This window comes from Streptomyces sp. UNOB3_S3 (assembly GCF_020740895.1).
In the GTDB taxonomy this organism is placed as follows: domain Bacteria; phylum Actinomycetota; class Actinomycetes; order Streptomycetales; family Streptomycetaceae; genus Streptomyces.
On sequence record NZ_JAILXP010000250.1, the window covers coordinates 1 to 10928 of the forward strand.

The window sequence follows — 10928 nt, forward strand, 5'->3', positions numbered from 1 at the left end:
GCCGTCCCCCGCGCCAAGGTCGCCGACCGGGGCGCCCTGACCTGGGCCGTCGACGCGCTGCCCGCCACCTACAACGCCTTCCAGGCCGACGCGGACGCGGCGACCCAGCGGGTCGCCGGCGCGGTGCTGCCCACCCTCTTCACCCTCGACGAGCGCGGCCGCCCCCAGCGGGACCCGGACTATCTGGTCTCTGCCGCCGTCACCCAGCGCCGCCCCCGGCAGGTCGTCGTCTACAAGCTCAACCCCAAGGCCGTCTGGGGCGACGGCAGCGCGATCACCGCCGCCGACTTCGAGGCCCAGTGGAAGGCCCTGCGCGGCAAGGACAGCGCCTTCTGGGCTGCCCACAACGCCGGCTACGACCGGATCGACCGCGTCGAGCGCGGCGCGAACGACCGCGAGGTCAAGGTCACCTTCGCCAAGAGCCTCGCCGACTGGCCCGCGCTCTTCACACCCCTCTACCCGAAGTCGGTCATGGGCGGCTCCGGCACCTTCAACGACTCCCTCCGCAAGGAGGCGCCCCAGGCCGCGGGCCCCTTCCGGGTCGCGGCCCGGGACGACAGGCAGGGCATGCTCACCCTCGCCCGCAACCCCCGCTGGTGGGGCGAGCCAGCCCGGCTGGAGAAGCTGGTCTTCCGGGCCGTCCCGCGCGAGCAGCGCGTGGAGGCGCTGGCGAGCGGCAGGGCCGACCTCGCCGAGATCACCCCGGCCGCCGCCGAGCGCATCATGAAGGTCACCGCCCAGCCGAAGGACAAGGACAAGTCCGACAAGGACGGCCGCTCGCCGGGGCTCACCGGGAGCCGCTCCCCCGTGACCCCGCCGGCCGGTCACCCCTCCGTCGTCGGCAGCCCCTCCGCGCCCGGCGGCCGGGCCCGCCCCGACGGCACCCGGCTGGACGGGGCGAACAAGCCCGCCGCCGCCGATGTGACCGCCCTGCGCGGCCTGGTCGTCCGCAAGTCCCTGGAGCCCGCCTACACCCAGCTCGCCCTCAACGCCGCCTCCGGCCCGCTCGCGGACGAGCGCGTCCGCCGCGCCATCGCCCGGGCCGTGGACCGCAAGGCCCTCGCCGAGTACGTCCTCAACCCCCTGGGCCTGCCCGCCCGGCCGCTCGGCAGCCACCTCCTGGTGGCCGGGCAGCCCGGCTACGAGGACAACAGCGACGCCGTCGGCTCCGTCGACCCCCACGCCGCCATGGCCCTCCTCACCGACGCGGGCTGGAAGGAGGGGCCGGGCGCCGCGCCCGGGAAGAAGGCCGCCGCCACCGGCGGCGTGTCCGGCCCGGGCAACGGGAAGGGCGACGACGGGGACGAGGACGACGAGGGCGGCGAGGACCAGAGCAACGCGGGCGCCGTCGCCGACGGCAAGGCCGGCCACGGCACCGCGTACGACAACGGGGGCAAGGCCGGGGCCGCCCCCGCCCGCTTCAAGGACGGCAAGAAGCTCGTCCTCCGCTTCATCCTCCCCAAGGGCAGCGGCGCCGAGCCGCTGCGGGCCGTGGGCGAGCGGATCGCCCGCCAGCTCGACGCCATCGGGGTCCGCACGGAGCTCGTCGCCGTCGAGGACGGCGGCTTCTTCAAGGACCACATCGCCTCCGGCGACTTCGACCTGGCCCTCTACAGCTGGCCCACCGGACCCTTCCCGGCCATCGAGGCCCGCCCCGTCTTCGCCAAGCCCCAGCCCGCGGCCGACGGCTCCCTGGTCGTCGAGCAGAACTACACCCGTGTCGGCACCGACCAGATCGACCGCCTCTTCGATCAGGCGTCCACGGAACTCGACGCCGACGCGGCGCGCGATCTGGTGGGCCGGGCGGACGCGCGGATCTGGGCGGTGGCGGCGTCGCTGCCGCTGTACCAGCGGCCGGAGCTGGTGGGGGTCCGGCGGACCGTCGTCAACGCCGGGGCCTTCGGACTGGCCAGCCCCCGCTACCAGGACATCGGCTTCGAGCGGTGAGAGGGGCTCCGGCCCCGGTCTGAAGCATATAAAACCGCAGGTCAGCAGGGCTGATCACGGTCCCGGAAAGCCAATCGCGGCGGCGCCCCGTACCATGGAGTGAGGCCGTGGCGTGATCTGCCCGGCAAGGCACGCGTACCGGACCGTACGCGCCGCCATCCACGATTCCGGGAGAAGCGCCGCAAGTATGCCCACGCGCCACGACATTCGTAACGTCGCCATCGTCGCCCACGTCGACCACGGCAAGACGACCATCGTCGACGCCATGCTCAAGCAGGCCGGCGCCTTCGCCGCGCACCAGCTCGACTCCGTCGACGACCGGGTCATGGACTCGAACGACCTGGAGCGTGAGAAGGGCATCACGATCCTCGCCAAGAACACGGCGGTGAAGTATCACCCCAAGGACGGCGGGGCCCCGATCACGATCAACATCATCGACACCCCCGGCCACGCCGACTTCGGTGGTGAGGTCGAGCGCGGTCTGTCGATGGTCGACGCGGTCGTCCTGCTCGTCGACGCCTCCGAGGGCCCGCTGCCGCAGACCCGCTTCGTGCTCCGCAAGGCGCTCCAGCAGCGGAAGCCGGTCATCCTGTGCATCAACAAGACGGACCGCCCGGACTCCCGGATCGACGAGGTCGTCAACGAGACCTACGACCTCTTCCTCGACCTGGACGCCGACGAGGACCAGATCGAGTTCCCGATCGTCTACGCCTGCGGCCGTGACGGCATCGCCTCGCTGACCAAGCCGGAGGACGGCACCGTCCCCGCCGACAGCGAGAACCTGGAGCCGTTCTTCTCCACCATCCTGGAGCACGTCCCGGCCCCGACGTTCGAGGAGGACGCGCCGCTCCAGGCCCACGTCACCAACCTCGACGCCGACAACTTCCTCGGCCGTATCGCGCTGCTCCGCGTCGAGCAGGGCGAGCTGCGCAAGGGCCAGACCGTGGCCTGGATCAAGCGCGACGGCACGGTCTCCAACGTCCGCATCACCGAGCTGATGATGACCGAGGCCCTCACCCGCAAGCCCGCCGAGGTGGCCGGCCCCGGTGACATCTGCGCCGTCGCCGGTATCCCCGACATCATGATCGGTGAGACCCTGGCCGACCCGGAGAACCCGGTCGCGCTGCCCCTGATCACGGTCGACGAGCCCGCGATCTCCATGACCATCGGCACCAACACCTCGCCGCTGGTCGGCCGTGGCGGCACCGGCAAGGGCGCGGACGCCAAGTCCGCCGTCAAGGACCGCAAGGTCACCGCCCGCCAGGTCAAGGACCGTCTGGACCGCGAGCTGATCGGTAACGTCTCGCTGCGCGTCCTGGACACCGAGCGCCCCGACGCCTGGGAGGTGCAGGGCCGCGGTGAGCTGGCGCTGGCCATCCTGGTCGAGCAGATGCGCCGCGAGGGCTTCGAGATGACCATCGGCAAGCCGCAGGTCGTCACCAAGGAGGTCGACGGCAAGACCCACGAGCCGGTCGAGCGCCTCACGGTCGACGTCCCCGAGGAGCACATGGGCGCCGTCACCCAGCTCATGGGCACCCGCAAGGGCCGCATGGACAACATGTCCAACCACGGCTCCGGCTGGGTCCGCATGGAGTTCGTCGTCCCGTCCCGTGGCCTCATCGGCTTCCGTACGGAGTTCCTGACGAACACCCGTGGTACCGGTATCGCCCACTCCATCCACGAGGGCCACGAGCCGTGGTTCGGCGAGCTGAAGACCCGCAACAACGGTTCGCTGGTCGCCGACCGCGCCGGTGCCGTCACCGCCTTCGCGATGACGAACCTCCAGGAGCGCGGCGTCCTCTTCACCGACCCGGGCACCGAGGTGTACGAGGGCATGATCGTCGGCGAGAACTCGCGCGCCGACGACATGGACGTCAACATCACCAAGGAGAAGAAGCTCACCAACATGCGCTCCTCCTCCGCCGACTCCTTCGAGGCGATCGTCCCGCCGCGCAAGCTGTCGCTGGAGCAGTCCCTGGAGTTCTGCCGCGACGACGAGTGCGTCGAGGTCACCCCGGAGGCGGTCCGCATCCGCAAGGTCGTCCTGGACCAGAAGGAGCGCGGCCGCACGGCTTCCCGCGCCAAGCGCTGACGCCCCGGCGTCCGCTTTCGAAGGCCCGGCACCCGCACCGCGGGGGCCGGGCCTTCGGCCTATCCGGACACCGGAGGCTCCTCCTCCAGCAGCCCGGAGCGCGCCACGAGATAGGCGAGCTGCGCCCGGCTGCGGCTGCCCAGGGTCTCGGCCGTCTTCTTGATGTGGGTGGCCACCGTGCGGGTGCTCAGGCCCAGGCGGCCGGCGATGGCGTCGTCGGTGTACCCGCTGACCATCAGGTTCAGGACCGTGCGGCGGGTCTCGTTGGTGAGCAGCTGCGGGCGCTGGTGGCTGGGCGTGTAGACGATGGGCTCGGCACGGGCCCACGCGTTCTCGAAGGCCGTGACCAGGAAGCGGATGATCCCCGGGTGCTCGACGGCGAGGGCCGCGCCGCTCCGCTCATAGCGGTGATCGGGGATGAAGGCGATCGTCCGGTCGCAGACGATCAGCCGGTCGAAGACCTCGTTGAGGGTGCGCAGCTCGGCGCCCGCCGCCGACATCCGTTCGATGTAGGCCAGGGTCGGGCCGTGGCTGCGCACGGTGTGCTGGTACAGCGTCCGCTGCCGCACACCGCGCTCGCTGAGCTCCAGGTCCCGGGGGAGCGCCTCGGCCAGCAGCTCCGGCGCCCGGCCGCCGCCGGGCTGGGCCGTGAGCATCTCCTCGCGGCAGGCGCCCACCGCCCGCTCCAGGGCGGCGCTGATCGCCTCCTTCCCCTGGAGCAGCCGGACGGACTGGTCCCCACGCGGCCGGGCGGCGCGGTGGACGGCCTCCGCGCCGGCGACGGAGTCCCGGATGGCGGCCAGGGCCTGCTGGTGTTCGAGGAGGGCGCGCTCGACGGGGCGGGCCAGCGCGGCCGCCGCGACGTCCGGGGCCACGGGCAGGAACCGGCCGATGGCACCGGGCACGGGTCTGAGCAGGCCCAGGACGGTGAGGCATTCGGGCACCTCACCCTCGGCTCCGCCCTCCTCCAGGGCCTGCCGGTAGACATCCAGGCCCGCCGGGCACACCTCGACGAGGTCGACTACACCTGGATTGCTCCCCTTTGCACACATCTGCTCCCCCTTCAGGTTCCTCAATTGCACGATCATGATGCCAGTGACGACTGTCCTCCGATTCGGTTCCTCGGGCAGGATCGATTTATCGAAGCGAGGGCGATCACGCCCCGCCGGTGAATAGGGGGACGGGGGCCATGCGGCTCACGAATTCTTTGCGGAAATTTATTGGCGCGTTCACGGTCGCTCTTGTCGCGGCCCTCGGCGCGATATCTCCGACAGGCGGGGCCACGGCTCCGGTGGCGGCCGCACAGGCTGCTCAGGCCGTACAGCCCGCGCACACCGCGCAGGCGCCGGCCGCCCCGGGCGACTCGGCCTGGGGCTGACGGCCGGCGACCCGGGCCCGTAAACCGCTGACGAAATCGGAGATAAAGAAGTGACGACGGCTGTACGCGCCATTGATTCCGGCGCGGTATTCGATGTGTATCGACGGAAGATAGACCAGCTGAAGAGCGACGGCCTCTACCGGGAATTCATTCCGGTGGGCCATCTCGCCGATGACCCCGGCCAGACGCTCCACCACGGGCGCCGGGTGCAGGTCTGGTGCAGCAACGACTACCTCGGCATGAGCCAGCACCCGGACCTCATCAAGATCCAGTCCGAGTCGACCGGCCTCCACGGCACCGGCAACGGCGGCTCGCGCAACATCGCCGGCACCAGCTCCACCCACGTCGAGCTGGAGGCCAGGCTGGCCGCCTGGCACCGCAAGGAGCGCGCCCTCATCTTCTCCAGCGGCTATGTGGCCAACTTCGAGACGCTGAGCACCCTGATCGCGGCGGTCCCGGACATGGTCGTCTTCTCGGACGCCCTCAACCACCGCTCGCTGATCGAGGGCATCGTCCGCAGCGGCTGCGAGAAGGTCGTCTTCCCGCACAACGACGTCGAGGCCCTGGAGACGGCGCTGGCCGCCTACGGCCCCGACCGCCCGAAGCTGATCGTCTTCGAGTCCGTGTACTCCATGGACGGTGACTGCTCGCCCCTGTCCGCCATCCTCGACCTGGCGGAGCGCCACAACGCCCTGACGTTCCTCGACGAGACCCACGCCATCGGCATCATGGGCGCCACGGGCGCCGGTCTCTCCGAGCAGCTCGGCGACCACCGGGCCACCTTCATCCAGGGCGTGTTCGGCAAGGCCATCGGCACGGTCGGCGGCTATGTCGTGGGCCCCGACGTCGCGATGGACTACGTACGCTCCACCGCCCCCGGCTTCATCTTCACCACCGCGCTGCCCAAGGCCGGCATGGACGCCACCCTCCGGGGCCTGGAACTGGTCCAGACCGGCAACGACCTGCGCCGCGACCTGATGGCCAACGCCGAGTACCTCAAGGCCCGGCTGCGGGCCGAGAACATCGACTTCATCGACGCCGAGAGCCATCTGGTGCCCGTGATGGTGCCGGGCAGCGACCGCGTCCGGCGGATCTCCCAGCGCCTCTTCGGCGAGTTCGGGATCTACGTCCAGCCCATCAACTTCCCCTCGGTGCCCCGTGGCGGCGAGCGCTTCCGCGTCACCGCCCCGCCCTACCGCACCCATGAGCAGATCGATCGATTCGTCGGCGCGCTGAAGCAGTGCCTGGCAGAGGACTGAGAGAGACACCGTGAAGATCCGTGAGATCACCCCGTTCATCGGCGCCGAGTTCACCGGCGTCACCTACGAGGACCTGACGCGCCCCGAGGTCTTCCAGGAGCTCGCCGACCGGCTCCACCGCCATGAGCTCGTCGTCGTACGCGAGCTGGACATCACCCCTGAGCAGCAGATATCCCTGGCCGCGCGCCTCGGCCGGCCGGTGCCGTTCGTCATCCAGAAGTACCGCCACCCCGACTACCCCGAGATCATGATCTCGTCCAACGAGGTCAAGAACGAGAAGCCGCTGGGCGTCGCCCGCGTCGGCAACTTCTGGCACCAGGACTCCACGTTCGTCGCGGACCCGGCGCCGTACACCATGCTCCACGGCGTCAACGTGCCCGGCACCAGCGGGCACACCCTCTACGCCAGCGCGCTGGACCTCTACGACCGGCTGCCCCAGGAGTGGAAGGACAAGCTCGCCGGGCGCACCGGCGTCCACACCGTCGGCAAGCGGCTGCGGATCCGCCCCGAGCACGTCGGCCTGTCGGTCGCCGAGTTCCGCGCGCTCATCGACATCGAGCACCCCAAGGTGGAGCACCCGCTGGTGCAGACCGACCCGGTCACCGGGCGGCCGTACCTCTACGGCTCCCGCGAGTACATGGACTCGGTGGCGGGCTTCGACCCCAACGAGAACGAGGAGTTCTTCTCGGTCGTCGACGAGCTGCTCGCCGACGAGGACCACGTCTACACCCACCGCTGGACCCCGAAGGACCTCGTGGTGTGGAAGACGAAGACGACCTACCACCAGGCCACCGCCGTCGAGCCGGGCGTCTCCCGGACCGTCCACCGGGTCAGCATCGACGCGGGTGAGTGAGCCGTGGGCGGCATAGTCGACTTCGACGTCCGCTTCCCCGCGTCTTCCTTGAGCGTACGGGAGATGTCCGCCTCCTCGGGCGTGCCCGAGGAGGGGATCCGCCGGATCACCCACGGCGAGGGCTTTCCCGCCCTCGGCGAGCGGGAGCAGGCGTGGGAACTCGCGGCCGAGGCGGCGCGGGCCGTACTGGCCCGCACCGCCGTCCGCCCCGCCGACATCGGGCAGGTCATCTACGCGGGCTCCGGCGACTGGGACAAGCCGTTCTGGTCGCCGGCGGCCCGGGTGGCCGACGCGCTCGGCATCGAGGGGGCGCACGCCTTCGAGGTCGCCAACTTCTGCAACGCCGGCATGACCGCGCTGCGGATCGCGACCGACGCCATCCGGCTGGGCCGGACCGGATACACCCTGGTGCTCATCGGGGACCGGCTCAGCCGCATGGTCGACCACACCGACCCCGGCTCGAAGGCGCTGTTCAACTTCGGGGACGCCGCGGCCGCCGTGCTCCTCTCCGGCGGCGACCTGTCCTTCTCCCTGCTCCACTCGGCGATGCGCACCGACCCCTCCTGGTCCGACTACTACTACGGCGAGCACCGGGACAACCGGGTCGTCATCCGCCGGGCCGCGCACCGCGCGGGCCTCGCCGACGCCTACGTCGAGAACTTCGGCGCGCTCGTCGACGAGACCCTCACGGCCCTGGGCAAACGGCTGGAGGACGTCGCCTACTTCCTGATCAACCACGGCGACAAGGACATGCACGAGCGGCTCCTGGAGACCATCGGCCTGCCCCGGGAGAAGAGCGTCTTCAACTACCACCGGCTGGGCCACATGGGCGGAGCCGACACCCTCATCGCCCTCCAGGGCCTGCTCACGGACAAGAAGCTGGCGCGCGGCGACCTGGTGCTGCTGGCCAGCAGCGCCATGGGCTTCAGCTGGGGGATCACGGCCTTGGAGTTTCACGCATGAAGATTCTGGTCATCCATCAGGTCCCGTACCGCAAGATTTCCTACCACCTCGGCCTCGACCACGAACAGCACGAGGTCACCTACATCGGGCACCCCGCGCGCATGGCGGACCTCCCCGCGGACCTGCGCTGCCGGCGGATCGAACTCGCCGAGGACGAGGACCTGGTGGCGGGCGTCACCGCCCGCGTCTCCCGGGCCGACGGCTACGAAGGGATGCTGTCCCTCTCCGAGTTCGGCATGCTGGAGTCCTGGCACATCCGCCGCCACCTCGGCCTCGCCGGGCCCTCGCTGGAACACCTCGAACGGGTCCGCGACAAGGTCAGCATGAAGCGGGCCCTGGCCGACTCCGGCATCCGCTACCCCCGCTTCGAGGCCGCCCCCGCCCCCTGCGACGCCCTGCCCTGGACGGGCCGGACCGTCATCAAGCCCCGGCAGGGCGCCTCCAGCGAGGGCGTCACCGTCCACGACACCGCCCGTGAGGCGCTGACCGCCTACTGGAAGCTGGAACACCGGCAGGACTTCCAGCTGGAGGAGTACATCGACGGCGCCATCCTCCACGCCGACGGCTTGGTGAGCGGCGGCACGCTCGTCGAGCTGGCGGTCAGCCGGTACGTCAACAAGCCCGTCGACTACCTGGGCGGCGCGCCGCTCGCCTCCCACCAGGTACCCGACCGCCACGGCCGCTACCGGGACTTCGCCGCGCGCGTGGTCGAGGCGCTGGAGATCGAGGCCGGCACCCTCCACCTCGAACTCTTCGAGACCGACGAGGGCGAGCTCGTCTTCCTGGAGGTCGCCAACCGCATGGGCGGCGCCGGGGTCGTGGACGCCCACCTGCGCCACACCGGGGTGCACCTGCCCTCCCACGAGATCGCCATCCGGCTGGGGCTGGAGCGCCCGGCCCCCGCCGAGCCCAGCGGCCGCTACCACGGCTGGCTGGCCGTCCCCGGCCACCACCTCGACCCCGCCCCGGGCCACACCATCCACGTGCCCCCGGAGCTGCGGGACCACCCCGCCGTGGACGCGCTGTACGTCCTCGACCGCGAGCGGCCGCTGCCCGACCACGTCACCTACCACGAGTGGCTGGTGCCCGTCTTCATCGAGGCGTCGCACGACGACCCGGAGGAGCTGGGGGCGTTCCTGCGGGAGTGCGCCCGGACGATCGTCATCGAGCCCGCCAAGGCCGGTGGGTGAGATGAGAACCGTCTGGCAGGACCCGAGGGCACGCCGCATGCTCGGCGCGATCCTGATGTCCAGCCTCGGCTTCGGCCTGAACGTCCTCGCGCTCGGCCAGCTCCTCTTCGAACTCACCGGCAGCACCGGCGCGTTCGTGACCGTCCTGGCCTCCCAGGGGATCGGCGCGATCTGCGTCCTGCCCTTCTGCGGGCCGGTCGTGGACGCGCTGCGCTCCACGCGCGTCTATGTGACGGCGGCCCTCGGCAAGGCCGTCTGCGTGCTGGCCATCGCGGGCTTCGCCGCCGCGCCCGTCGGCGACCCGGTGCCGTTCATCATGGCGGCCGCCGTCCTGCTCGCCGTCTTCGACAACATCGAGCGGGCCGCGCTGTTCAAGTTCACGGCGCACCACATCGACCGGGGCCTGGTGGTGCGGTTCAACGCCGTCACCGGCATGGCCTTCCAGGTCGGGGTGGTGATCGGGATGGCGCTGCTCGGCGTCGTCCTCGCCCTCGGCACCCCCGCCGGGGCGCTGCTGGTGAGCGTGGCCGCCTCCGCCCTGTGCGCCAAGGTGGCCTCCGGCGTCCGGCTGGAGAAGACGGAGAACACCCAGCCGCTGTCCCCGGCCCTGCTGCGCGCCGCGCTGACGGGCATGCTGGGGGACTGGGGGAAGATGCTCCGCCGCTACCGGGGCGAGGCCGTCGTCTTCGCCATGGTGGTGACCTGCGCCGCCGACTTCCTCTTCGCCAACAGCATGAGCACCCTGGTCGTCCCGCTGGTCGACCGCTTCTACGACGGCAGGAGCTGGTACGTCTCCGCGCTGGAGGCCACCTTCGGCGTCGGCATGGTCACCGCCTCCTTCTTCACCTCCCGCACCGCGAAACAGAAGCTGCTGCCGTTCTGGCTGGCGGCGCAGGCGGCGATCGCGCTGCTGCTGTCCATGAGCGGGAACCCGGCCGTGCACTTCGCGGCGTTCCTGCTGGGCGGCTTCGCCAACCTCAACAGCCTCGTATGGCTGCTGGCATCGCTCCAGCAGCACGCGGGCGAGGGGGACAAGGCCAAGATGGCCTCGCTGCGGCTGCTGGCCATCGGCCTGGGCTCCGTGCTGCTGATGCCGGCCGTGGGCCGGGCGGCGAAGGTCTCGCTCGGCACCGGCTATGCCGGCGTGGCCGCGATCATGCTGGCCTTCGCCCTGTGCGGCGTCTGGGTGGCCGCGCGCTTCCGGCCCAAGGTGACCGTGGGCTGAGCCCGCACCCCCCACTTGTTC

The 10928-nt window shown here is 71.0% G+C and carries 8 protein-coding genes; 7 read left to right on the plus strand and 1 reads right to left on the minus strand.

What is annotated here, in order from left to right:
- Both K6I33_RS24105 and typA read left to right on the plus strand, forming a co-directional pair.
- Positions 1-1947 (plus strand): ABC transporter family substrate-binding protein (locus K6I33_RS24105; protein ID WP_229356615.1); only part of this gene is annotated, 1947 nt, incomplete at its 5' end.
- Between the two features lie 187 nt (positions 1948-2134).
- On the plus strand, positions 2135-4039 hold the full coding sequence (gene typA / locus K6I33_RS24110) for a translational GTPase TypA (RefSeq protein WP_229356616.1): 1905 nt from the start codon (positions 2135-2137) through the stop codon (positions 4037-4039).
- Positions 4040-4098: 59 nt separating this feature from the next.
- Here typA and K6I33_RS24115 read toward each other — a convergent pair whose 3' ends face one another.
- On the minus strand, positions 4099-5091 hold the full coding sequence (locus tag K6I33_RS24115; RefSeq protein ID WP_229356617.1) for a helix-turn-helix transcriptional regulator: 993 nt from the start codon (positions 5089-5091) through the stop codon (positions 4099-4101).
- 421 nt (positions 5092-5512) lie between these two features.
- On the opposite strand from K6I33_RS24115, the gene hemA reads away from it, so the two are divergent.
- Genes hemA through K6I33_RS24140 form a run of 5 tightly spaced genes read left to right on the plus strand, consistent with a single transcriptional unit; the run spans position 5513 to position 10907 of the window.
- Positions 5513-6676, plus strand: a complete 1164-nt coding sequence (gene hemA / locus K6I33_RS24120) for a 5-aminolevulinate synthase (protein ID WP_229356618.1) — start codon at positions 5513-5515, stop codon at positions 6674-6676.
- Between the two features lie 10 nt (positions 6677-6686).
- The gene (locus tag K6I33_RS24125; protein WP_229356619.1) at positions 6687-7529 is read left to right on the plus strand and encodes a TauD/TfdA family dioxygenase; all 843 of its coding nucleotides are present in this window, start codon (positions 6687-6689) and stop codon (positions 7527-7529) included.
- A gap of 3 nt (positions 7530-7532) precedes the next feature.
- On the plus strand, positions 7533-8492 hold the full coding sequence (locus K6I33_RS24130) for a 3-oxoacyl-[acyl-carrier-protein] synthase III C-terminal domain-containing protein (RefSeq protein ID WP_229356620.1): 960 nt from the start codon (positions 7533-7535) through the stop codon (positions 8490-8492).
- The gene (locus tag K6I33_RS24135) at positions 8489-9682 is read left to right on the plus strand and encodes an acetyl-CoA carboxylase biotin carboxylase subunit family protein (RefSeq protein ID WP_229356621.1); all 1194 of its coding nucleotides are present in this window, start codon (positions 8489-8491) and stop codon (positions 9680-9682) included. Before K6I33_RS24130 ends, K6I33_RS24135 begins: the two co-directional genes overlap by 4 nt.
- A 1-nt stretch (position 9683) precedes the next feature.
- The gene (locus tag K6I33_RS24140) at positions 9684-10907 is read left to right on the plus strand and encodes an MFS transporter (RefSeq protein ID WP_229356622.1); all 1224 of its coding nucleotides are present in this window, start codon (positions 9684-9686) and stop codon (positions 10905-10907) included.
- Positions 10908-10928 lie beyond the last annotated feature (21 nt).